At 50.9% G+C, this 23090-nt stretch carries 26 protein-coding genes; 4 read left to right on the top strand and 22 right to left on the bottom strand.

The annotated features are described in order from the left end of the window. Positions 1 to 143 precede the first annotated feature (143 nt). On the bottom strand, positions 144 to 1343 hold the full coding sequence (locus AC5JLP_RS30215) for a BMP family ABC transporter substrate-binding protein (RefSeq protein ID WP_496071565.1): 1200 nt from the start codon (positions 1341 to 1343) through the stop codon (positions 144 to 146). 373 nt (positions 1344 to 1716) lie between these two features. On the opposite strand from AC5JLP_RS30215, the gene AC5JLP_RS30210 reads away from it, so the two are divergent. Then, complete coding sequence (locus AC5JLP_RS30210; protein ID WP_496071564.1) at positions 1717 to 2892, top strand: NAD(P)/FAD-dependent oxidoreductase; 1176 nt, start codon at positions 1717 to 1719, stop codon at positions 2890 to 2892. Between the two features lie 59 nt (positions 2893 to 2951). On the opposite strand, the gene AC5JLP_RS30205 is transcribed toward AC5JLP_RS30210, so the two are convergent. From AC5JLP_RS30205 to AC5JLP_RS30125, 17 genes are all read right to left on the bottom strand, one after another. Further along, positions 2952 to 4904, bottom strand: a complete 1953-nt coding sequence (locus AC5JLP_RS30205) for an iron uptake porin (protein WP_496071563.1) — start codon at positions 4902 to 4904, stop codon at positions 2952 to 2954. 302 nt (positions 4905 to 5206) lie between these two features. Further along, positions 5207 to 5833, bottom strand: a complete 627-nt coding sequence (locus tag AC5JLP_RS30200; protein WP_496071562.1) for a CPBP family intramembrane glutamic endopeptidase — start codon at positions 5831 to 5833, stop codon at positions 5207 to 5209. 106 nt (positions 5834 to 5939) lie between these two features. Next, a complete protein-coding gene (locus AC5JLP_RS30195) occupies positions 5940 to 7028 on the bottom strand; it encodes a DUF3326 domain-containing protein (RefSeq protein WP_496071561.1) in 1089 nt (362 codons plus the stop codon). A gap of 132 nt (positions 7029 to 7160) precedes the next feature. Then, positions 7161 to 7376: a DUF8621 family protein gene (locus AC5JLP_RS30190; protein WP_496071560.1), complete on the bottom strand. Its 216-nt coding sequence runs from the start codon at positions 7374 to 7376 to the stop codon at positions 7161 to 7163. A 111-nt stretch (positions 7377 to 7487) separates the two neighbouring features. Then, positions 7488 to 8072 (bottom strand): CatB-related O-acetyltransferase, encoded by a 585-nt coding sequence (locus AC5JLP_RS30185; protein ID WP_496071559.1) that lies wholly within the window; start codon positions 8070 to 8072, stop codon positions 7488 to 7490. Positions 8073 to 8171: 99 nt separating this feature from the next. Next, the gene (locus tag AC5JLP_RS30180; protein WP_496071558.1) at positions 8172 to 8501 is read right to left on the bottom strand and encodes a 2Fe-2S iron-sulfur cluster-binding protein; all 330 of its coding nucleotides are present in this window, start codon (positions 8499 to 8501) and stop codon (positions 8172 to 8174) included. 235 nt (positions 8502 to 8736) lie between these two features. Further along, positions 8737 to 9687 (bottom strand): F0F1 ATP synthase subunit gamma, encoded by a 951-nt coding sequence (locus AC5JLP_RS30175; protein WP_496071557.1) that lies wholly within the window; start codon positions 9685 to 9687, stop codon positions 8737 to 8739. A 166-nt stretch (positions 9688 to 9853) separates the two neighbouring features. Further along, positions 9854 to 11368: a F0F1 ATP synthase subunit alpha gene (gene atpA, locus AC5JLP_RS30170; RefSeq protein WP_496071556.1), complete on the bottom strand. Its 1515-nt coding sequence runs from the start codon at positions 11366 to 11368 to the stop codon at positions 9854 to 9856. Positions 11369 to 11467: 99 nt separating this feature from the next. Continuing rightward, on the bottom strand, positions 11468 to 12025 hold the full coding sequence (atpH, locus tag AC5JLP_RS30165) for an ATP synthase F1 subunit delta (RefSeq protein WP_496071555.1): 558 nt from the start codon (positions 12023 to 12025) through the stop codon (positions 11468 to 11470). After that, positions 12022 to 12591 (bottom strand): F0F1 ATP synthase subunit B, encoded by a 570-nt coding sequence (locus tag AC5JLP_RS30160; RefSeq protein WP_496071554.1) that lies wholly within the window; start codon positions 12589 to 12591, stop codon positions 12022 to 12024. The genes atpH and AC5JLP_RS30160 overlap by 4 nt, the downstream gene beginning before the upstream one ends. Before the next feature lie 87 nt (positions 12592 to 12678). Continuing rightward, positions 12679 to 13101, bottom strand: coding sequence for a F0F1 ATP synthase subunit B' (locus AC5JLP_RS30155; protein ID WP_496071553.1), 423 nt, complete (start codon positions 13099 to 13101; stop codon positions 12679 to 12681). A gap of 135 nt (positions 13102 to 13236) precedes the next feature. After that, positions 13237 to 13482, bottom strand: coding sequence for an ATP synthase F0 subunit C (atpE, locus tag AC5JLP_RS30150; protein WP_496071552.1), 246 nt, complete (start codon positions 13480 to 13482; stop codon positions 13237 to 13239). A 136-nt stretch (positions 13483 to 13618) separates the two neighbouring features. Further along, a complete protein-coding gene (atpB, locus tag AC5JLP_RS30145; RefSeq protein ID WP_496071551.1) occupies positions 13619 to 14374 on the bottom strand; it encodes a F0F1 ATP synthase subunit A in 756 nt (251 codons plus the stop codon). Positions 14375 to 14470: 96 nt separating this feature from the next. Then, a complete protein-coding gene (locus AC5JLP_RS30140; protein ID WP_496071550.1) occupies positions 14471 to 14890 on the bottom strand; it encodes an ATP synthase subunit I in 420 nt (139 codons plus the stop codon). A 242-nt stretch (positions 14891 to 15132) separates the two neighbouring features. Next, positions 15133 to 15273 carry a hypothetical protein gene (locus AC5JLP_RS30135; RefSeq protein WP_496071549.1) on the bottom strand — a complete coding sequence of 47 codons (141 nt, stop codon included), beginning with the start codon at positions 15271 to 15273 and terminating at the stop codon, positions 15133 to 15135. A gap of 3 nt (positions 15274 to 15276) precedes the next feature. Beyond that, a complete protein-coding gene (locus AC5JLP_RS30130) occupies positions 15277 to 15558 on the bottom strand; it encodes a hypothetical protein (protein ID WP_496071548.1) in 282 nt (93 codons plus the stop codon). 37 nt (positions 15559 to 15595) lie between these two features. Next, positions 15596 to 16255 carry a hypothetical protein gene (locus AC5JLP_RS30125; RefSeq protein ID WP_496071547.1) on the bottom strand — a complete coding sequence of 220 codons (660 nt, stop codon included), beginning with the start codon at positions 16253 to 16255 and terminating at the stop codon, positions 15596 to 15598. Positions 16256 to 16371: 116 nt separating this feature from the next. Between AC5JLP_RS30125 and AC5JLP_RS30120 the strand changes: the two genes are divergently transcribed. The 3 genes from AC5JLP_RS30120 (at position 16372) to AC5JLP_RS30110 (ending at position 20692) form a co-directional block, all read left to right on the top strand. Continuing rightward, positions 16372 to 16668, top strand: coding sequence for a Uma2 family endonuclease (locus AC5JLP_RS30120; protein WP_496071546.1), 297 nt, complete (start codon positions 16372 to 16374; stop codon positions 16666 to 16668). After that, positions 16584 to 16958 carry a Uma2 family endonuclease gene (locus tag AC5JLP_RS30115; RefSeq protein WP_496071545.1) on the top strand — a complete coding sequence of 125 codons (375 nt, stop codon included), beginning with the start codon at positions 16584 to 16586 and terminating at the stop codon, positions 16956 to 16958. Before AC5JLP_RS30120 ends, AC5JLP_RS30115 begins: the two co-directional genes overlap by 85 nt. 383 nt (positions 16959 to 17341) lie before the next feature. Beyond that, positions 17342 to 20692 carry a phycobilisome rod-core linker polypeptide gene (locus AC5JLP_RS30110; RefSeq protein WP_496071544.1) on the top strand — a complete coding sequence of 1117 codons (3351 nt, stop codon included), beginning with the start codon at positions 17342 to 17344 and terminating at the stop codon, positions 20690 to 20692. Positions 20693 to 20857: 165 nt separating this feature from the next. Here the strand turns inward: AC5JLP_RS30110 and AC5JLP_RS30105 are convergent, their stop codons facing one another. The 4 genes from AC5JLP_RS30105 to AC5JLP_RS30090 all read right to left on the bottom strand — a co-directional run bounded on the left by AC5JLP_RS30105 (position 20858) and on the right by AC5JLP_RS30090 (position 23019). Continuing rightward, positions 20858 to 21154: a hypothetical protein gene (locus AC5JLP_RS30105; protein ID WP_496071543.1), complete on the bottom strand. Its 297-nt coding sequence runs from the start codon at positions 21152 to 21154 to the stop codon at positions 20858 to 20860. A 542-nt stretch (positions 21155 to 21696) separates the two neighbouring features. Beyond that, positions 21697 to 22371: a WD40 repeat domain-containing protein gene (locus AC5JLP_RS30100; protein WP_496071542.1), complete on the bottom strand. Its 675-nt coding sequence runs from the start codon at positions 22369 to 22371 to the stop codon at positions 21697 to 21699. Positions 22372 to 22442: 71 nt separating this feature from the next. After that, the gene (locus AC5JLP_RS30095) at positions 22443 to 22832 is read right to left on the bottom strand and encodes a hypothetical protein (RefSeq protein ID WP_496071541.1); all 390 of its coding nucleotides are present in this window, start codon (positions 22830 to 22832) and stop codon (positions 22443 to 22445) included. Between the two features lie 10 nt (positions 22833 to 22842). Then, positions 22843 to 23019, bottom strand: a complete 177-nt coding sequence (locus tag AC5JLP_RS30090; protein ID WP_496071540.1) for a hypothetical protein — start codon at positions 23017 to 23019, stop codon at positions 22843 to 22845. Positions 23020 to 23090: the final 71 nt, after the last annotated feature.

The raw sequence follows: 23090 nt of genomic DNA, 5'->3' as shown, positions 1-23090 counted from the left end.
ATCGGCTGTTGTCTGACTTCAGACATTGCCACTTCTGTCAATGCGTAAGTTCTAGCTTAGATGAATTGCATGTGTAGAAAGCAAGGAGCCAGCTAAAACTGATGGTTTTTCCACTGGCTCCAACTTTTACCTTCTGCCTTCTCTTAACTCTTCACGCTCCCAATCACACCTTCCACCAACCAGTCCATCTTTTCTAGCTCAGTGTCCTTCTGCTTAAACTCTTTGCCAGCAGGAATGACGACCTTACCCGTATTGTCCTTGAGTGGCCCCTTGTAGATGATCAAGGAATCTGTCTCTAGTTTTGCCTTCGCTGCATCCGCATCTTTTTTAGCCGCATCCGTCACCGCAGGGCCGTAATCCGAGATTTTGACGTAACCGTCTTTATAGCCCCCACGCACCAAGTGAGAAATACCACCATCGGTGACAGATTTACCTTCTTGGATCAGCTTGGCGTATTCGCCATAAATCTTCGACCAATCCCATTCAGCTCCGGTTAGATAGCCCTTTGGAGCCAATTTGGACTGATTTGTATGATACCCCGTGCAGTAAATCCCCCGTTTCTCAGCGGTTTCCATAATGACTTTCGGGCTATCCACGTGGCAGGTAATCACCTCAATGCCCTGATCTGCCATGCTGTTGGCGGCTTCTGCTTCTTTTACAGGTAACGACCAATCGCCAGTAAAGACAACCTGCGTTGTAATTTTGGGATTTACTGTACGGGCACCCAACGTATAGCTATTGACGTTACGAACGACCTGCGGAATCGGTTTAGCCGCAATGAAGCCCAGTTTGCCATTTTTTGCCATATGAGCCGCGACGATGCCTGCAACGTACTGCGCTTCGTCAATATAGGCAAAATAGCTGCCCACATTTTTGGGATGCTTGCCTTCGATATAAAGACCACCCGCATGAAAGAACTGCACGTTTGGGTTGCTAGGTGCCACTTTCAAGATGTGGGGGTCGTAATAGCCAAAGGACGTGGGAAACACAACCGTAGCCTTGTCCTGGTTAATCATGTTGAGCATGACTTCCTGAACTTCGTTGGTTTCGGGGACGCTTGCCTGTTCAACCGCTTTGACGCCGGGAAGTTTGGCAACCCCTTCTTTGCCTTCAAAGTGGGCCTGGTTCCAGCCGTAGTCATCTTTAGGGCCAACATAAATAAAACCCATCACAACTTCTTTAACCGGACTCGCTGAACCGTTGGCGGCAGGGCTTCCAGAGCTTGCTTCTGGTGTAGGGGCAGGGGTACAGCCAGCCCAAAGACGAGAGGTTGCACCAAAGGCACCAGCAGCAAGTAAGCCGCGAATGATCTGGCGACGTTGTAACAACAAGGGGTGCTTCATACTCACAGTCAACTCCTCAAATTTGCAAGAAAAGGCACAGAAAAACCAGTGGGCAACAGGCAATCACTGAACGCGCGGCAATTGATTGAATCATTGGCCTTTTAACAAAGGCATGTCGTGCTTGACAAGGTTGCTAGCATCTCTGGAAGCATGACGATCGTGACTAAATCAAGTGGCAGATTCCCTCAAACATTTACGCCGCGTGATCACACAACACACTCACGAAAGAATTGTAACCGTACAATCAAAGCAGTAAAGGTGAATAAAACCAGACGACAAACGTAAACCGCCATCAGCCTTCGGTAAACACGGCCCTTATAGAGCTTTTACACCGCCAGCACTGCCACTGCACGTATAGATTAAACTAGAGGTTATGCGAACTTACGATTGGATTGTAGTTGGGGCAGGCATTACGGGAGCGGCACTCAGTTACGAGCTTGCGAAACAGGGACTTTCAGTTTTGCGCTTAGAGCGGCATGAGTCTTTGCAAGGGGCGACCCGTTTTGGCTATGGCGGGATTGCGTATTGGTCGGGCACCACCGATCTCACTCGCCAACTCTGTGCTGAAGGCATTGCCCTGCAACGCACCCTGCCCGAAGAACTAGACGCTGATACCGAGTTTCGTGAGCTTGACCTAGTGTTAACGATCGCCTCGGATGAAGCCCCAGACGTGATCGCCCAAACCTATGCTCACTTTGCTATTCCACCACGTCTGCTAAGCGTTACCGAAGCGTGTGCGCTAGAGCCGTTGCTCAATCCAAACGCGATTGCAGGGGCGCTAACCGTCAAACACGGTCACGTCTCGACGACCGCCATCGCCACCGCTTACACAGAAGCATTTATCCGGTTGGGCGGCACTGTACAAATCGATCAGGTGAATGAGCTATTGTACGGCGAGGGAGGACGCGTGACTGGAGTCAACGGCAGTGGTGGTGCTTACCACAGCGCTAATGTCGCCGTATGCGCGGGTGCTTTGAGTCGATCGCTCCTCAAAGCGGCAGGCATTCCGGTAAGGCTCTACTTTACCCATGCAGAGTTGATCGAGACCCCATCCGTTGATGTAACGCTGCGATCGCTTGTGATGCCAGCCAATACAAAACGCTTTCAGCTAGAAGCCGAAGCCAGCACCGCTGCTCTGGATGCACTCTGGGATCAGCCTGGACATGAACCAATGCCACCCATTCTTGACCCTGGCGCAATTCAACTCTTAAACGGCAGCCTCAGAATTGGACAAATGAGCCGCGTACTGACCGATCCGAACGCCCACATTGATGCAGCTGCGAGTGAAGCCGCGATGCGAACCGCCGTTGGGGAGACATTGCCTGCTTTGGCAGACCTTCCCGGTACCTGGCATCGTTGCCTGATCGCCTTTAGCCACGATCGCCTACCGATGATCGGCAGTCTCCCAACGATAGAAGGCGTCCACCTGTTCTCAGGCTTCAGCAACCCTTTAGCCATCGTACCAACGCTAGCCAGACGATTTGCTCAGACTGCGATCGGACAAGAGGATGAGCTATTAGCCCAACTTCTGCCCGATCGTTTTGAATAGTCGTTAGTTGCTAGTTTTTAGTGATTAGAGAGAAGAAACTAACCACTAAAAACCAACCGCTAAAAACTGAACTGCGCTCGCAAGTTACCCACAAAAATCGTGGGGTTGCTCTCGAAGTTATTGGCGTTAAAGATGGCGTAGAACGCAGGCACTAACGCCAGGTTGTCGCTCAACGGATAGAAGTAAGACGCTTCTAGCTCATACATCGTGCCGCCATCCCCCGCTCCAGCCGCAAAGTAGCGCTCACCGCGAATAATATCCATTGGCATCAAGAAGGTGACTACTGCTAACGCACCTTTCTTACCCAAATCGGGGAGACCAATCCCAACCTGGAAAGATTGCACATCAACCGCCTTGTCGATCGGCTTCAGGTTGGTATTACCAAAGCCATAGCGACCGAAGATACCAAAGCCAGGCGTAATCAACCAATCAAAGTTAAAGGTAAACGTATTGGCATACGCGTATTTCAAGCCGCCGCCAATGCCGTTTTCAGAAAAGCCTGGGCCTGCATCCAGATAGCCATACGGAATTGGTTCACCGATCGCACCGCCAATCTGACCACCGTAGGCTTGAATACGGCTGTAGTTGTACAGGAAGCGGAAGTTAAGCGTGCTGCTGGGAGAGAACGTTAGCTCAGCCGTTGAGGTATTGGTGCCCCCAAATAGCCCAAAGGCAGGGCTGCTGGAGGTATTGAAACCAAACTGGCTAGGGAGAAACTCCGTGTTTTCGCCGAGATAGGCAACCGCAAAACGGAACTGCTTGTTAATGTTCCACTCTACAACAGCACCCGACCCTCGATCGATCGCGTTTGTTTGCGTGCTGCCGATCGAGTCAAAGCTACTCGCACCCGTTAAGAAGAAGGTAAAGCGGTTGAAGTCAAAGGTGCGGTACCAGTTCACTCGTGGCCCAACCGTCACTTTAATCGAGTTGCCAACCGGAAAGCTATAGAACAAATCGTGAATAACCACATCGGAACGACCGTTAACCGTGCCGCTCGTTTGGTCTGTAAAAGGTACCCCGTAGGCGTTGAAGAATCCCGCAGAAGCATACTGGTTCGCGGGAGAAACCGAGTTTCCAGCCGCCAGTTGCGTGACTAAACTGTCCTTTCCTGTAAAGGACGTATTGAGGGTTAACCAGGTATTAAAACCAAAGGTTGTTTGGGGCGCACCAGTAACTTGCCGTGTTGGCTGACCATTAGTACGAGTGGTAAAGAAACGACCATTCGCCGCATCATTACGCCCACTATTCGGGCCTTCATAGGTGACATCCCTGGAGGCATTTGCCGTAGAGAGGTTAAACCACACCAAGCCATTCAACTTGGTTGTGGTTGAAAACTGCTGCTTCTCTAGCGTGGCGGTACGAGCTTCCAGTGCGCCTACCCGTCCACGCAGAGTTGCCAACTCAGCCGCAAACTCTTCTTGTAGCTTCTGCACGGCCAGCAGGTCTTCTTTTTTCACCAAATCGGCGGTACCCGCAGCAATGAGTTCATTGATGCGATCCATGCAGGCATTCAAACCCGCCGCAAATTCGTAGCGCGTCAGTGCTCGATTGCCTCTATACGTTTTGTCAGGATAACCCACAATACAGCCGTAGCGTTCAACCAGGGATTGCAGCGCTTGAAAGGCCCAGTCAGTCGGTTTAACGTCCGTCAACTGTGAAACAGATGTCACCTGATCCAAACCATTCGGCTCCTCTACTGCCGCATCTGCCACATTAAGGGGCTGACTCTCTGTCCCAACCGCTAGCGGATCGGTCGATGCAGGTGCGGTAACAGCACTTGCTACTAGCTGCAAAGGGGTGTCAGGCACAGCCGCAACCGCTTGAGTAGAAACGGAAGCTGTCGGCACTGGGGGCGCAACGAGCGTGACAGGCTTGGAAGCGCTCAATGAACTCTGCGATGCCTTTGCACTGGTTGCAACCAGACCCGTTGCAGTACCTGCAATGAATAAAGACATCCAGAGGCTAGTGGGCGAAAGTAACAAAGACTTCCATCGATTATTCAAGCTAGACATCGAAACCTCACACCACGCAATTACACAAATCAAAACGTAAGCATACTAAAGCTTTGGAGTGAATTATGTAATATTGGACACATTAAAACCCACCAAAGATAGTTGACAAGTACGAAAAAAGTTCTATAACCTGTCGGCACAACTAGACTAAAGTACTATCTATGTCATTTGTAATGATTCTACCGGAGCAGCAAGCCTAAGCAAGCACGATCGGTCGAAGGCTAACGTTTTCACCCTAATCGACTGCACTTTAAAGTACGAGCGGGGGTCGCAAACCGCGATTTGTACATTCCCCATGTCTGCTAGGCAGGTTTTTCGCGATCGCTCCACTTCCAGACCGTACTAGAAATTAAATTTGTAACGATATGCCCCACAATTGGCACGAGTAGGTTGCTCGTCAGCAGCGCGCTGTAGCCCAGCAGTACGCCAACAGCAGCAGCCCATACAACATAAGACCACTGCCGGGGACTGCTCAAATGCATGACGCCAAAGCAGAGACTAGAGATGATAACACCCTCAAGCGTCAAACCAAAGGCAGGCAGCATCACCCCACGAAACAACAGCTCTTCGCTTAAGCCTGGTAAGAGTCCCAGCCAGATGAGATCGGGCAAGACCAATGGTTTGAGAACCAGCGCCAGGTAATAATCAGCACTTTGACGGTACGTGTCCCAAACGCGATAGACTACCGCGCTCGCAAGCGTAATGACAATGCCTAATCCGAACCCTTGCAGGATGGCGATCGGCGACCATTTCACGGGCAACAGCACCACTGTGCCAAATTGCACCCACAGTTTTGCAATGAGCAGCAGCACAACGGCTGTAACCCCCATCGCAATGAGCACCTGAGTACGACTAAGAGATTCAACTTCTGGAGGGTCGGGACGTTGTTCTGCCACAGGACAAAAGCGTTGGGTAGAGATATTAAACACGTTGGCAGCGGATCTCAACTAGTTTAACGCCTTGGGTTTAAAGTGCGGCTTCTCCTTCACTGAAGGTATTGAAGGCCCCACTCTGCACATCTCACCACAATTGAGATCACGGTTCCAGGGAACCAAGCGATCGCATCAACGGTTTCAGGGCAGCCGCATTAAGCCCCGCCCGTTGCGTGACCAGAAGCCCTAAAGCTTCTAAATAGGAACTGACCTGGGTTGCCGCGATTCCCAGAGCATGGGGTGGCACTTGCATCGTGGTCTGATTTTCCTGAACAGTGATGATACGAGTGGCAGTCGCGCTTGAAGCCGTCGCCGACTGACTGAAGCTCATCACAGCGCTGCCGCCACAAGCCGTAGCAGGCACGACAACCGCATCAACGTGATCGGCCCACAGGTCTCCTGGTTGAAGCGCAAACCCAGCCTGCGATCGCAGCACAAACTGCGGCGCGCGACTGAGACCGACCAGCACGCAGGGTAAAAAGGTATGGCCCAATTCTTCCGCCGCTGATCGGGGTGCCACGTCAGAATCGAGTGGCAGGGGTAACAGGGCGGGCGCATGGGCACACGGTAGCCGGAAGGTGCGCACAATGAGATGACTGATAACAGCTTCTGCCCCTGCGATCTGATCGACACCCTGTCCCTGACGATAGCGTTGCAGCGCTTCACTCTCAGTATCATCAGGAAAGCGAGCGACGACGGCGATCGCGGTGGCACCTGCTTTTTGGATTAAGATCTCAGCCGCACGCAATAAACTAGCAGGATTTTGAATGGTGCCCCAGGTTGCACTAGATGAGGCTGTTTGCAGGCTCACATTAAGGGGTGCATCGGTAAGGATATATTCGGTGAGATCCAACCCCAGGGTTGCTCTCGCGGCATCAGCAGCTTGAAGGTGACGCAGCCGCAAATCTGCCTCAATGCCTCGATCGAGAATCAGCCCCACCCGATTTTGGTGGACTGGACGCAAGCCCCAATGGCCTGCGGCAAACTGATCCAGTCCGTAGCCTTCTACGTACAGCGCGTTTGGTAAGTTCCAATAAAGCTGTGCCCCGTTCAGCACATTCGGGTGCGTAATGAGGCAGTCAGCGACCTGTGCGATCGCTCGCGCAACGGGCAGCGCATCGCCAGCATAACCACCAATTGTGGCTCCAATACCCGTTGGCACAATCAAGACAACTGTGAAAGGGCGGGTCATAGAGGAAGGATGAGGGATGAAGGCTATAGCTTGCTTCGGCGGAGCAGTAGGCTAAAAAGCTGACCGCTGATAGCAGACGGCTGACCGCTGAGCATTAAACAGGAGAGGGTGGAGGGCAGAAGGATGAAACCTTTAGCCTTTAGCCTTTGTTGTAACGATCGCCTCAACCATTGCCGCTTGCTCTTTCTGCTTGATGGCGGTTATAGCCCAACGCAAAGGCTCTCCCCACAATCGAAGTTCAGCTTCGATCGCTTGCTGCATTTCGGCAGGCGATGACCGTAAATCAACTTCGGCAGTAACAAATTGGGTGATCACTGTTGGTGGCAGCTTCTGCCAATGAGGGGGCATGTTTAAAGTCACGAAAGTGTAAAACTAACCAATGGAAACTGACCTTTCAACTCCATACCTTTAGCATTAGCATTGAGCTTTATCAGATGCAGAAGGTTTTAATTTGCAAGGCTAATGCCGGAATCGCTTCAACAAGCTTTGCAGCAAATCAATATCAGGTCTTTGAGATAATTCTAAGGTAATTGATTTGATTATTTCTAAAGGTAAATCCCACCAACGCAATTCAAGCAGCAGACGACATATTTCTGGGTCAAATCTAACCTTAATCTCTTTCGCCGGATTGCCTCCAACAATAGAGTAAGCGCTGACATCCTTAACGACATGAGAGTTAGCTGCGATTACTGCTCCATCACCGATCGATATGCCAGACATAACGGTCGAATTATGACCCAGCCACACATCGTTACCGATAACAACGTCTCCTTTAGTGGCAGGATGCCCCTTGATATCTGTCCCTCCTAACTGCTCAACAAAGATATGACCGAACGGGAAGGTTGTGATCCAATCAGTACGGTGATTACCGCCTAAAAATATAGTAACCCCAGACGCGATCGAGCAAAAACTACCAACGATTAATGATGCTCCTTCTCCAAACTGCATGATGGAAACGTTTTCCCATCCATAGGAAAAACGCCCGATGCTAATCTCACTATGACCGAAAGTAAAGAGTCTTGTGGTTGAAACATCAGATTGCATAGAATAAGCTCAAAGACCAGGTTGCCTTTTCAGTCAAAGCGAGTGGAGTTTTAGCGTTTAGCAGTCAACATCTCTACCATTTGCGACTAGTTTTAATGCTTATTTCTGCTGTTGAAACTGCCCAAACTGAAGATGATAAACCGTGTCTTCCTTCTCAGTCTCAATCTTGAGGTCAGAGCGTGAGTATGCCACACAGAGCAGCGTATATCCCTGCGCTCTCAACTCAGGGCTAACCCCCATTGCATCGGGCTGATCAACCGTCCCGTCGATTACCTGAGCCGCACAGGTTGTACAAATACCCGCGTTGCAAGAATTAGGCAGCTCCAGACCAGACGCCTGAGCCGCTTCTAGAATGGTCTGATCATCAGGCACCTGAAAGGTGTGAAGATTGCCTTGATGCTGAATTTCAACCGTGTAAGTTTTAGACATAGCGATTAAGAAACGGAGGCAAATTCAAAGGATGAGGTGATGAGCTAGCCGACCTTAGAGGATGTCTGAGAAGTGTCAGAGACGCTGCCTTCGCCCCCTCAATCCCCCAATTCTGGGGGACTTCCACCTCAGAACCCCTCAAATTTGGGGGGCAGGGGGGCGGTTCGGGTAGGCATTCATACCTTTTAAGACATCCTCCTAAGGTCAAATTTGCCTTTTGCATGGTTTCCTGGCTCTATTTCAGCGCTTCAGCACCACCCACCACTTCCAGAATTTCTTGCGTAATCGCAGCTTGGCGGGCTTTATTGTAGCCTCGCGTCAGCGTACTAATGAGATCCTTGGCGTTGTCACTGGCGTTGCTCATCGCAGTCATTCGCGCCGCAAGTTCGCTAGCAGCAGATTCTTGCAGTGCCCGTAGCAGTTGGTTGTTTAAGTACAGTGGCAGCAAAGCATCCAAAATTTGCACCGGATCCTGCTCAAAGATCATGTCTTGGGGGAAGGTTTGAGGTGCAGCAGCCCCCAATTTCTCACGCTGTACCTGGAACTGACCACCACGGGTCGTCAGGCGAAAGATTTCATCGTCTGGCACTTCAAGCCCTTGAGGGTCAAGAGGTAAAAGCGTTTGAATCACAGGTCGAGAGCTGATGAGCGAGACAAAGCGCGTGTAGACCAATTCAACCTTATCAACGGTTTCAGACAGGAACAGTGCCAAAAGCTGATCAGCAACTTCCGACGCTTCGGAAGCAGTTGGGATTTGTTCCAGGTTCACAAACGTCTTATCGATCGGCTGCTCACGACGCTGGAAATACTGGGTGGCTTTACGGCCAACTAGCACATACCGATAGTTGATGCCTTCGGCTTTCAGCTCTTTGGCACGGATCTCTGCCCGCCGAATCACGTTGGAATTGTAGGCACCGCACAATCCACGATCGCCCGTAATGACCAGCAATCCCACCGTCTTCACCGTGCGACGGCTGAGCAACGGTAGGTTCGCTTCCTCAAACCGCAAGCGAGTTTGCAGACCATACAGCACTTGTGCAAGACGATCGGCAAAGGGGCGAGTGGCAATCACCTGCTCTTGAGCGCGCCGCACTTTAGCAGCAGCGACTAAGCGCATGGCCTCAGTGATTTTTTTGGTGTTTTTGACCGAGTTAATGCGATCGCGAATGGTTTTAAGGTTAGCCATAGAAAGGAAAGTTTTGAGTTTTGAGTTTTGAGTTTTGAGTTTGAACGTGCCACTAGAGCCACGACACTTACAAAACTCAGGTTAGCTTCGCCATTTGAGTGATGGGTTCAGAGTTTAAAGGCAACCTTAACAACTCAAAACTCATCACTCAAAACTCTTAACTGTATCAAGCGGCTGCAAAGGTTTTCTTATATTCGGCGATCGCGCCTTTCAAAAGACCTTCTGCCTCTTCGTTAAGCTGCTTCTCAGCCCGAACGATTTCACCGTACTTCGGTACGCTGGTCTTCAAATACTCACGCAAGCCCTTCAGGAACGCAACTACCTTATCTGCTGGAATGTCGTCCAGGTAGCCGTTGATGCCTGAGTAGATTGAGGCAACCTGTTCTGCAACCGATAGCGGTGAGTATTGAGGCTGTTTCAAGATTTCGCGCAAGCGTTGACCACGAGCCAATTGGTTCTGGGTCGCTTTGTCCAGGTCAGACGCAAACTGAGCGAACGCTTGCAGGTCATCGTATTGAGCCAGTTCTAGCTTCACCTTACCTGCCACTTTTTTCATGGCTTTGGTTTGTGCCGCTGAACCCACCCGCGATACAGAAATACCAGCGTTCACGGCGGGGCGCAGACCAGAGTTGAACAAGTCAGAGGACAAGAAAATTTGACCATCCGTAATTGAAATCACGTTGGTGGGAATGTACGCAGACACGTCACCCGCTTGGGTTTCGATGATGGGCAGTGCAGTCATGCTGCCTTCACCCAGTTCAGGGCTGAGCTTTGCCGCACGTTCAAGCAAGCGAGAGTGAGCGTAAAATACGTCACCAGGATAGGCTTCACGTCCGGGCGGACGACGCAGCAGTAGCGACATTTGACGATAGGCTTGCGCCTGCTTAGACAGGTCATCGTAAATCACCAGGGTGTGCTTGCCCTTGTACATAAAGTACTCAGCCAGGGTTGCACCTGTGTAAGGCGCAAAGTATTGCAGCGTTGCAGGGTCATTCGCGTTTGCTGCCACCACGATCGTGTATTCAAGCGCCCCGCGTTCACGCAGCACATTCACAATGTTGGCAACGGTTGAAGCTTTTTGACCCACCGCGACATAGACGCAAATCACGTCCTCACCTTTCTGGTTCAAGATAGTGTCGATCGCCACGGAGGTCTTCCCAGTCTGACGGTCACCAATGATCAGTTCACGCTGACCACGACCGATGGGAATCATGGAGTCGATCGCGGTAATGCCCGTTTGCAGTGGTTCATACACCGACTTCCGCGAAATAATACCCGGAGCAGGCGATTCAATCAGGCGGGACTCAGACGTTTGAATGTCGCCCTTACCATCGATCGGGCGTGCCAGCGCATCCACAACCCGTCCAACAAGCGCTTCACCCACCGGAATTTCAGCAATCCGACCTGTCGATGTCACCGAACTGCCTTCTTGAATGGTGCGACCGTCGCTCATCAACACCACACCAACGTTATCTTCTTCCAGGTTCAGCGCCATTCCCACAGAGCCGTCTTCAAACTCTACGAGTTCGCCTGCCATCGCTTTGTCTAGCCCATAAATGCGGGCAATACCATCGCCCACTTGCAGCACAGTACCCACGTTAGAAACGTTGACTTTCTGGTCGTACTGCTCAATCTGCTGGCGAATAATGCTGCTAATTTCGTCTGGTCTGATACTTACCATGTGAATTGCTCTCTGTGTAATGAGGGAGGGGGGAGAAGAGTTTTGAGTTCAGAAGTTTTGAGTGTCGGATTGATGACCAGTTGCTTGTGACTTCCGGCTTTAGGCCGCGCTGCTGAGGCGCAGTGAGATGCGGCGTAGTTGACCACGCAGACTGGCATCAATAATCTGGGAACCAACTTTGATAATGACACCACCCATGAGAGATGGGTCGATCGTCGTTTCTAGCTCAACCTGATGCGCGCCTGTCAGGGCAATCACACGATCGCGAACCGTTTGTTGCTGCTCATCGTTCAGCGGAATCGCCGAAATTACCTCAGCGAGAGCCGTCTGATTTAATTCTCGCAGCAACGCTTGATACTGCTTGAGAATGCCGCCTAAGAAAGCAATCCGGCGCTGATCCACAATCAACAATAAGAAGTTGCGCACGTAGGGATGCACCTGATCACCCAACACTTGCTGCAAAACCGCTTTCTTAGTCTCTAAATCGATCACAGGGCTTGACAGAAACTGCTCAAGATCAGGCGATTCTTTCAGCAGGGTGAGAATCGCACTGGCATCCTCACCAAAGCGATCGCTCAAGTCTTCAGATTTCGCCAAAGACATCAACGCTTGGGCATAGGGGGAGGCAATTTCACTGGTAATGACGCTGTCGCTCATTGGTCGCCTCCGGCTACTAATTGGGCAATACTGCGATCAATCAAGGCTTGCTGGACTGAATCATTCAAGCGGGATGGCAATTCTGCTTCCACGCGCTGGATCGCTAACGCCGCAACCCGTTGCCGCAGTTCATTCATCACTCGCGCCTGCTCAGTACTGAGATCCTGACTGGCAGTTTCGCGCATCCGTTGAATATCCTGTTCAGCTTTGGCGGCAATTTCAGCTTTCGCGGCTTCGGCCGCTTTGAGAGCCGAGGCGCGAATGGTGTCGGCTTCCCCTTGCGCTTGCGCCAGCTTTTGCTGTTGTTCTGCCAAAGCGCTCACGGCTTGCTTCTTGCGTTGCTCAGCATCTTTGATGGCGGTTTCGATCGCCGCTCGGCGATCGCCCAGCGTTTTGCTTAGAAACCCACGACCAAAATAAACAAGCACCCCAATGACAATTGCTAGATTGATCAGGTTTGTTTCGAGAATATCGAAATTAAGTCCAAACCCACCCGCTTCGGCTACCTCCGCCGCTTCTGCGGCAAGGACATTGGCACTGAGCGCCATTGTTAAGAGCATTTCCATATTGCTGCATCCAAAACGGTTGAAGTTCCTGGTAGTTAGTCTTTTGACAGCTTCATCCCAAGCTAGCTAAAAACTAACCGCCAAGCGCTAAGAGCGAACTAAAAGTTTGTCTAAAATCTGGTGGCTCAGCGATTCCACTTGCTGTTCTAACGACTGCATCGCCGCTTGCTTTTGCTGGTCAAGCTCGCGCTGTACTTGCTCACGCTGCTGCTGCGCTTCCTGCTGAGCGGCAGCAATCTGCTGGTCGGCGAGGGTTTGCGCCTCCTGCTGAGCGGTGGCGATCGTCTGCTGATATTGCTTGCGAGACGCTGCTAACTCTTGCTCGTACTGCGCTGCTAAATGCTCAGCTTTCGCCAGTCGTTCGCGCGCTTCCGTTTCATTCGTGCGAATGTAATCGCTGCGGTCTTCGATCGCTTTGGTCAATGGCTTGTAAAAAACGACATTGAGCAGCGCAACCAGGAGAAGGAACTGAACTGCCATCAGCGGCAGAGTGGCATCAAAGTCAAACATTGTCTTGGGGTGAGAGGGGAGATTATTCCATAACTGAGACTGGCAATTGGCAATGAATGACTGGCTTCAAGCCTGTATCGCTTGCCAATTACCCATCACATCAAACGGCGTTTCGCTGCCTGGAGCTAAAGCAGCCTACGCAAACGGGTTCGCAAACAAAAGCACCAGCGCAATCACCAGACCGTAGATGGTCAAAGATTCCATGAAGGCGAGGGTCAACAGGAGCGTACCGCGAATTTTGCCTTCTGCTTCGGGTTGACGCGCAATCCCTTCGACTGCTGAGCCAGACGCATTACCCTGACCAATACCAGGGCCGATCGCCGCCAAGCCAATTGCCAACGCAGCAGCCAAAACAGACGCAGAAGCAACTAATGGATCCATGATTCTTTCCTTAAATTGTGAACTGAACAAACAGGTTAGGATTTTTAGCTTACTGGCTAGAGGTTGACGCTCAGGCACGCTGACGCACCCGCTTCAACCTGAAAACCATCAGACTAAAAGCTCAAAGCAACTGAGGCTACGCGTGTTCCTCATGTTCGTCTCCATGCCCCTCCAGTGCTTCATGAATGTAAGCACCAGCCAGCGTCGCAAAGACTAATGCCTGAATGGCACTGGTAAAGAGACCCAGCAGCATGACGGGCAGGGGCACAAACAAAGGCACAAGCAGCACGAGCACGGCAACCACCAACTCATCCGCCAGGATATTGCCAAACAGACGGAAGCTGAGCGAAAGCGGCTTGGTAAAGTCTTCCAAAATCGCGATCGGCAGCAGAATCGGCGTCGGTTGCACGTATTTAGCGAAGTAGCCCAAACCCTTCCGGCTGAAACCAGCGTAGAAGTAGGCCAGGGAAACCAGCAACGCCAGTGCCACAGTGGTATTAATGTCATTTGTCGGAGCCGCTAGTTCACCTTCTGGTAGCTTGATCAGCTTCCAGGGCACCAGCGCACCCGACCAATTGGAGACAAAAATGAATAAAAAGAGCGTGCCAATAAACGGCACCCAGGGGCGATATTCCTTTTCGCCAAGCTGACTTTTCGCCAGGTCACGCACAAACTCTAACGCGTATTCCATCAGGTTTTGAATCCCCTGGGGAATGCGCTGAATGTTACGCGTTGCCGCGAGCGATGCAAGCAGCAAAATCCCAATCACAATCCATGAAACCAGAAAGACCTGACCATGAATTTTGAGATTGCCAATCTGCCAGTAAAGGTGGTGCCCCACCTCAAGGCTGGCAAGCGGAAAAACGTTAGGAGTTGGGAGAAAACTTAGCATTAGACTTTGAGCGGTTTTCCCAAATAAATGATAGAGGGATGAAAAGTTTCGGAATCGACCGACTACCGTAGGTTCAAAGCCTGTTGGTTCAAAGCACTAACGAGAGCCTGGTACCAGCAAGATCCGCAGCATATAAACAAGAAGCGTTGCTTTGTAAGTCAAAAAACCTAGAAAGATGGGCAACACCTGTAGCTGATTCCACTGAGTTGCGACTATAATCAACCCAATAAATATCGCCAGTTGGGATTTGCCGACCTGCTTCTTACTCGTGCCGAGCTGCTCAACATTCCTAGCCAACACTTTCAAGTAAACCACACCTGTGCACGCTCCAAGTAAATAATTCAGAGCAATGTTGATTGGGTAGAACAGCGCCACGGTGATAAAAATAATCCCGGTCAGCACGAGCGTTGTAATCAGCAACTCTTTCTGAAGCTGATAAAACTCCTGCATCGAAGCATTTGGCTCCGCAGACGTTTCGCTAGGTGATGAAGCTGTTACCGTTTCGGGTGTTTGCATAGGTAACGGGTTGACTTGCGGGTGTCGCTGAAGGTGTTCAGCTTACGATCTTAGCCTCATCTTTTAATCGCATACACATCACAAAAGAACTCAACGATCGCGAAACTTCATGAACGAAGCCCTGTAATGGATGAGTTCCAAGCGCTTGTCTGCGTCGCTGAGACCGCTACCATCATATCACGCAGGGAGTAATAATACTTAATGACCTAACATTAAGCTGGGGTTAACAAAATTAAACGCTGCTACCAGAATGGTTGCACCTGCATCAGCGCGATCGCAGTCTTGGTCAGCAGAGCATCTACCGTTTGATGTTGCGCCCGATCTGCTATGGCGGCGTAGCAAAGGTTTCGTCGGTTGATTTTCCAGGTTTGCGTGTCATGCAAACGCTATAGGTTATCGGCTCGATCGCTCTGTTCCAAAAGGCGATCGACTTTACCTTCAATGGCGTTCAGCTTGCGGAGAACGGTCGGACGATCTTCATCCAACGAAGCCAGCATCCGCGAAATGCCAACTTGTAAATTTGTTAGACGCTCCACTACGTCATCGAGCCGCGTAATTCTTTCTTGGAACGCCTGAAACTCCATTCGTTCCTCTGCTCTAGCATCTAGCAGCGCCTGAATTGCTCTTGCATTGCTTTCAATCAGTTGCCTGAGTTCGCTGTCAGTCATTGGTTAAGCCATCGATCGCATGAAACTCTACTACATTTCAACCCTCACCCTCGTACTCATCATCTTCGCATCCAGGGTATGGTATTGAGCCAACGTCTGGATAGTTCAACGCTAAAAGTCCATTGCCTTCTGCTAAAACAGTACGGAGAGAATTGGGTAGCAGAGAAGCAAGGCTTCTAGCAACATCTTCATTGGCATTACCCCAAGCTCCTAACGTTTCAGCGTCTCTCGTAAATTCTTCAACATCGACTTCTCTAAAAACGTTCTCCACTTCTACTAAAGTCTTCGCAACTGCTTCAGGGGAGATAAACATATTGCCAAAGTAGCCTGGCAGCTTGCTAATAAATTGCCATCCCAAGCTGTAGAAGAACATGACTGATGCACCCACTCGGTTTGTGAGTACAAACTCTAATGGCGCTTGTTCTGACTGCTGTTTACCAAGTGGAAGTTTGCCAGTGGCAATATCGCCGTAAAGCTCTATAAAAGCATCTGGGTAAAAAAGATCGAAGAGGAATTCGTAATCCTCATAGAAGCTATCTTGCTGATCAGATTTAGATTCTGCCTCTTTGCTTTGAAAAAAAGCTTGTGCCTTCTCATCAATTTGAGATTGCTTGACGGAGCTCTCGAAGGCTGAGTGTATCTTTGGTTCTTCACTTGGTAGCACTCGAAAAAAATGCCAGGCAAAATCAGTGCTCATAGACTTTACTCTAAAAACAATTCAAACGTACTGTATTTAATAGGCATTGAAAAGCGGTTACGGGCAGTTGAAGCATTAGGATAGTTTGACAGCGCTTGATCTGAAGAGTCAGTTCTATGACGATCGCCACCCCAAAATTGACCTTTGAAGACTATCTTGCTTACGACGACGGCACCGATACCCAGTATGAACTGGTCGATGGAACGCTCACGCCCACGAGTTTAGGCACTGGCAAACATGGCGCGATCATTCGCTTTGTGGTTCAACAGTTTGAGGAGGCAGTGGCGCGATCGGGGCAACCTGGGTATCTCTTCCTGCTCTTGTTGGTGTGCGTTCTCCGCGTGGACGCAACTGGGACACCGCTCGCATTCCCGATGTCACCGTTTTGGCGACTGCTCAATGGGAGGCGATGAGCGAACGTGAGGCCGTTATCAATTTAAATGAGCCACCCCCCATTCTGGTCGTTGAAGTGGTTAGCCCCTCGACCAAAAAGGATGACTACCGCTCCAAACGTTCTGAATATGGCTTGTTGGAAATCCCCGAATACTGGATTATCGATCCTTTAGAAGCAAAAGTGACCCTCTGCATCCTGGAGCATCAGTTTTATGACTCCATTGAATATCGAGGCAATGACCTCATACAATCCCCCACGTTTCCAGACTTTAACTTGACGGCTGCTCAAATCCTGGCGGCAAAGCTGTAACATGGGTAGCCAATATTCATTGCCTATTATCCCATCACCGAGCATCTACCGTTGCTGCACTTTGCACTTGAGGCTTGCAAAACCTGCCTATTCCGCACATAACGAAGATTTGTAACAAAACGTTTGTGCCTTCTCAGGAGCGTGACCGCAATCCCCTATGATCGGACGATACAGTGAGCGATCGCAGCCTACATACTTTTAATCTAACGAGTCTTGAGGTTCGCATCGTTCTAACCTAAATCATTGAACTGGTAGACCCTGTGCCGTCATTAAATTTGAGTCTTCATGCTTTTTCCTTAGAAAGCAAGGGCTTTGGGATGGTTGCCAGGTGCCACTCCAGATTTAACACAGTCACGATCCGTTAAAGGGAGCTTTTGAAATCAATGAGTGTTAAAGCAAGTGGTGGAAGCTCGGTTGCCCGTCCGCAACTTTACCAAACGGTCCCCGTCGCAACGATCTCCCAGGCTGAACAGCAGGATCGTTTCCTGGGACGCGGTGAACTAGACGAGTTGGCTCGTTATTTCAGTTCCGGTGCCAAGCGCCTTGAAATTTCCGAAACGCTGACTCAAAATTCTGAAATCATCGTCTCGCGGGCGGCTAACCGCATTTTCGTGGGTGGGTCTCCGATGGCGTTTTTAGAAAAGCCTCAGGAAGAGCCAGCGTTAGTCGCCGTGGGTGGCGGCACGATGAGCACCAACGAGTCAATGAAGTTAGGCACCGCAACTTACGTGAGTTCGGGCGGCGGCTTTTTCGATGGCATCCGATCGCTGTTTAGTGCCAGCGGTGGATCTACGCCAGCAAGCTTTCGACCCATCAACGTAGCGCGCTACGGCCCCAGTAACATGGCGAAGTCCCTGCGGGATTTGAGCTGGTTTCTGCGCTACCTCACCTACGCGATCGTGGCAGGTGACCCCAATATCATTGCAGTCAACACACGCGGTCTGCGGGAAATCATTGAGCGGGCCTGCTCTGGGGATGCCACAATCGTGGCGTTGCAAGAAATGAAGCTTGCGGCTCTTGGTTACTTCCGTCGGGATGAAGCGGCTGCCGTCATTGTGGCAGAGTATTTTGATGTCTTGATCACTGAGTTCAAAGCGCCCACCCCATCAACCAAGCTCCGTCAGCGCCCTTCTAGCGATCTGCAAGGCTTGGAACTGCCCCAGATCTACTTCAATGCCGCAGAGCGTCGCCCTAAGTTTGCGATGAAGCCAGGATTGTCTGCGTCTGAGAAAAATGATGTGGTCAAAGCGGCCTATCGGCAAGTCTTTGAGCGCGATATCACTCGTGCCTACTCTCTTGCTATTTCGGATCTATCCTCCAAGGTCAAGAACGGTGAAATCTCCATGAAGGAGTTTATTCGTCGCCTTGCGAAGTCGCCACTGTATCGCAAGAACTTCTACGAGCCATACATTAACAGCCGCGCGCTAGAACTGGCCTTCCGCCATATTCTGGGTCGTGGTCCCAGTTCGCGCGAAGAAGTGCAAAAGTATTTTGCGATCGTCTCGAAAGGTGGCTTACCGGCTCTAGTCGATGCGCTGGTTGATTCTCAAGAGTACGGTGACTACTTCGGTGAAGAAACCGTGCCCTACCTGCGCGGTTTAGGTCAAGAAGCACAAGAATGCCGCAACTGGGGACCGCAGCAAGATCTGTTTAACTACAGCGCACCCTTCCGTAAAATTCCCCAGTTTCTCACGACGTTTGTCAGCTACGATCGCCCACTGCCTGATCAGCACGTTTACGGTTCTGGCAACGACCCGCTGGAAATTCAATTTGGTGCTATCTTCCCGAAAGAGACCCGCAACCCCAGTGCCAGCCCTGCTCCCTTTGGCAAAGATACTCGTCGAATTTTGATTAACCAGGGCGCAGGTATCAACAACCAGCTCAGCAACCCAGCCGCGCGTGGTATGGCTCCTGGTTCACTCGGTCCCAAAGTGTTCAAGCTCGACCAATTGCCTAGCTTCACGGGCAGTACAACGGGTCGCCGTAAGGCAACCACAAGCACACAGGGCATCAGCATTAAGTTTTCCGAAGGCTCTACCCAGGCAGTCATCAAGGCAGCCTACCTGCAAGTCTTTGGGCGCGATGTCTATGATGGTCAGCGCTTGAAAGTTGACGAGATCAAGCTGGAGAATGGTGAAATCTCCGTGCGCGAGTTTGTGCGTCGGCTAGCCAAGTCCAACTTGTTCCGATCGCTCTATTGGACACCGCTGTATGTGGTGAAGGCGATCGAATACATCCATCGTCGTCTTTTGGGTCGCCCCACCTATGGCCGCCAGGAAATCAACCAGTACTTTGATATCTGCGCCAAGAAGGGATTCTATGCCCTCATTGATGCCCTCATTGACGGTCAGGAATACGGCGAAGCCTTCAACGAAGATACGGTTCCCTACGAACGCTACCTGACTCCAGCAGGCGTGTCACAGCGGAATGTTCGCCTGGGAAGCCTGGGTGAGAAAGGGCTTCGTGTTGAGCAAGAAGAAACGCCACGCTTTGTCGAACTGGGTACAGTAACAGAAAATCGTACCGAACCCGACATTGAGTTCCGCAGCAATCAAGGGGTCAGCAAGAAACGTGAGCAAACTAAGGTCTTTAAGCTCACCGGACTCAGAGACAGGATGGCACTCAAAACCTTGATTGGAGCTGCCTACCGTCAGGTGTTTGAGCGCGATGTTGCTCCCTACATTGTCGAAAACGAATTTTCGGCGTTAGAAAGCAAACTGAGCAATGGTGAAATCAACCTCAAAGAGTTTATTGAAGGCTTGGGTTGCTCCAGCCTGTACATCAAGGAGTTCTACACGCCTTATCCCAACACGAAAGTGATTGAACTGGGAACGAAGCACTTCCTGGGTCGCGCGCCGTTGGATCAGGCAGAAATTCGCAAGTACAACCAGTTGTTGGCGACGAAAGGCCTCAAAGCATTTATTGGTGCTCTGATCAATGGCGCTGAATATGCTCAAGCATTCGGTGAAGACACGGTGCCATACAACCGCTTCCTGACGCTGCCTGCTGCGAATTTCCCCAATACGCAGACGCTGTACAACAAGTTGACAAAGCAGGATCAGGACGTAGTCGTGCCGAGCTTTGACACGGTGAAGCCACGGATGGATGCTGCCAAAATGCCTCTGACGGGTCAGGCCCTAGCAAACAACACCGGACAGCAACTCGATCGCCAATTCGTTGAGTCGGGTCGTTCGATCGGGATGGTTGCAGGTCAAGCGCTTGAGAGTGGCACTGATACAACTCGTTGTAAATCTGCTCGTATTTATCGCTTCAATGCTGGCATGACTCAGGCTGAAAAAGCGCTAGTGATTAATGCTATCTACGCTCAGGTGATGGATGTCTCTGGTGATCAAGTGCCTGAAGCATTCCGTCGCCCGGATTTAGAGAGCAGTCTTCACAAAGGCGAAATTTCAGTGCGTGCCTTTGTGCGATCACTGGCAAGTTCTGAAGCCTATCATGGTCGCTTCTGCACGCCCTATCCTAGCCCAAAGGTGGTTGAATTTCTGTTCCGTCAATTGCTCGGTCGTACACCCGAAACCCAGATGGAGCGTCAGCAATACACTCAACTGCTGGTAGAGGGCGGACTTTCCGCTGCTGTGAATGCGATCGTCGGTAGTGCTGAATACTCTCGCTACTTTGGCGAAGACGTGGTGCCGTACAAGCGCTTTCCTACGCTACCCGCAGGCAGCTATTTGGGTGACGTGACAGACACCAACCTGGTGAAACAGGTTTAATCTGTTTCGTTTGTAAAACATACCTGACGCTTTCCCTCGGTCGAGAACTCGATCGAGGGATTTCTTTTAGGCAACGACGCAGACCTCAGCAGTTTTAACCACTAATCAGGCATGTGACCAAACGATTAGCTGCAACCTCCGAGGTTTTGGTCAGGTTATTTGAGCCTATTTGGGGCAGCTTGGCAACGACTTCTGAGCGTAATTGCAGTCGAAATAGTCGTAGGCTTCCTTGCTGGAGCGGAAACGATGAGTCCAATACGAACCGCCAGGGTAGTTGTTTCTGAGCCAAACTTTTAGCGTGTATGCGGTGTTCTGGTCGTTCGACCAGATTTCGTAGTTGTAGTCTCTGCCAGTGCCATTACCTGCACCGCCACTAGCCATCTGGTAGTCAGCGAGTGCTGCACTGGATACAGTTAGCACTGCAACTGAGGTCGCAACTAGTGCAGCAATTTTCTTAATCATGATCGTCCTGATGTATAGATGAAACTAGACCCTATATAGCTGGGTCTTTCACCTCAAGACTTCAGGGGTTTCTCTGATTTTCAGGATGACGGCAGAAAAAGCCTGATCATTTTACAGAGAAAACACTGGATATAAAGTTGCAGTAATAATGGAGGCGATCCGTAACCCACATCCGCAAAGATAGCTTTTATTCATCCTCTTTTGGTGAGCCGTACAGATAGTGATCCACGTTCTTCGACAAATCTTTAGGCGGTTTTGCCCACTCTTCGGGCGGCACCTGGGCTGAAATGTCTGCAATTCGTTCTCAAATTGGGCGCGTGTCAGACGGTTGATTTCTCGCACAAGTTGGCTACCCATTGCATTCGGCTGAGTCTGCTCAGGTATTTGATTGAATGCTTCGGCCAGTAGCACAATGATTCTGACCCGACCGAGATGAGCAACCTGTAGCGGTTGATCTAACGCGATTTGTCCCTAGGCATCGATCGTTCCGGTGGCTTCGATCGCTTGCATGAGTCTAAAACCAGATATGGTCTACCCAAATTTTAACAGGGGCGAATTGAGTAGGATGAACAATGCTCGCCCGACAAGCTTCCCCCACCCACCACCCTCCACCCACTCTCCCACAACCTCCACCACCACCACATCTCCATCGACTGCTGCTGCACCGATTGAGCCGCAGGCGGACGAACGCCATCACAGAGATGTTTATCTTCCTTGCTCACGTTGGGATTGTTCTGGAGATAATCGTATATCCAGGCACAGCCCTTTGCCAGTAGGTCATCCAGATTCAGGTTCCAGAGAATCACAGTGCCATCATCACTGGCAGTGGCAAGCGTCTGACCATCGGGGCTGAAACTCACGCTACCAACAATGCCGTTGTGCCCTTCCAACCGATCGCGCTCTTGCACTCCATAAACCACCTGACGGAGCGCGGCGATCGCTCGCATCCGAGTATCAGGCTGTAGAATCTTGCTCTTGGATTGCTCAAGCTGTTTGACGTGCTGTCCGGTTTTAATCGCCGCAACGAGTGACTCAAGCTCCAAATTTGATGTCAGCAAGTTTTGGGCAGCGACACTTTGAAAGTTAACGTCTGCATTAATTTGCGCCTTCTCGGCAATGGCTTTAGCAGTAATGGCTGTCTGCCGCTGTTGCTTTGCGATCGTGGTTTGCGTTTGCGCCGTTGCCCGTTGCTGTTCGGCTAGTTTTTGCGCTGCCACTGCTCGTAGCGTCTGTGCGGCTTCTGCTGCCTTCGCTTCCTTGGCTTGGTTTAACGCTTTTTGAGTTTCATCTAACGCCTTCTGCGTCTTTCGCGTTCTGCTCTCACCTGATTGCGCTGCTGCTCGGCTTCCTGACTCTTATTAACAGCAATCTGCTGCTGCTGTACAAACTGTCGCTCCTGCTCTGCTTCTTTTTTCTGCGCGATCGCCTCTTTTTTCTGCGCGATTGCCTCCTGCTGCTTTTGAAAGGCAAAACTAGCGGCTCCCACTGCCAGCAGCGCAAAGGCACCTATACCAGCAGTAAATAGGCGTTGCTTCTGACGATCGGCTTTCTGCCGTGCGGTTTCTGTCTTGCGGCTGGTGCTGATATATTCGCCCTGAAGCGCCGTCGGTCGTGGTTCCTTACTGGCTCCTTGCGCTAACCACTGCTCTGCGTTTTCTAGATCATCGCCGCACAGCAAAAAACTCGGATTACGGGTCTTCGTTTCTCACTCGATCGCCCGTTTCAATCGCTACGGGTAGATTCCCCGCCCCTTGGGGCGCATGTAGTACAGCAGTCCGAATGGGCGCTGTTGAGCGGAGTCGAGCCGCAAAGCGTGTGAGGCGTAGCGAAGTGATACACCGTCCGCTTGCGGCGGTGACGTTCATTAGTCGGGTATGTACCCTAAGGATTATGGATTCAATAAAACCGGAAATCATAGTGATTGCGGCTTAGCAGT

The organism is Stenomitos rutilans (assembly GCF_059505485.1).
Note: the sequence above shows the minus strand (reverse complement) of the source record. Positions and strands in the feature narration are given on the sequence as shown.